Origin of the sequence: Christiangramia aquimixticola (genome assembly GCF_048285835.1) — a bacterium.
Taxonomy (GTDB): domain Bacteria; phylum Bacteroidota; class Bacteroidia; order Flavobacteriales; family Flavobacteriaceae; genus Christiangramia; species Christiangramia aquimixticola.
Genome location: NZ_JBLVTL010000055.1, coordinates 1 through 379 on the forward strand (window position 1 = coordinate 1; position 379 = coordinate 379).

1 protein-coding gene is annotated in these 379 nt (G+C 53.6%); it reads left to right on the plus strand.

What is annotated here, in order from left to right:
- Positions 1–29: 29 nt before the first annotated feature.
- Positions 30–379: DUF1501 domain-containing protein (locus ACNKXV_RS13470; protein ID WP_417908247.1), on the plus strand; the 350-nt coding region annotated here is incomplete at its 3' end.

Here is a 379-nt window from a genome sequence, read left to right on the forward strand (position 1 = left end):
TTCGGACGCTTTTCTAACCAAACGCTAACATGAGCCATCACCACCACGACGCCCCACTTCGCTCGACCAATGCAGACCTGCAGGAGATCGAGAAAAAAATGGACCGAAGGAGATTCTTGACCCGAACATCCTTGGGTATCGGTTCTTTGGCTTTGGGTTCGCTCATGGGCATGGAAAAGATCTTCGCCGGAAGCTCCCCTGCCGCACCACCTTCTTTGGAATCGATTCCTGCCAATTTGGGACTGCCTCATTTCATGCCCAAAGCCAAGCGGATCATCTACCTCTTCCAAAGCGGCGGCCCTTCCCAATTGGATCTGTATGACTACAAGCCCAAGCTCGTCGATCTTCACGGGCAAGAGCTCCCTGACTCGGTTCGGGA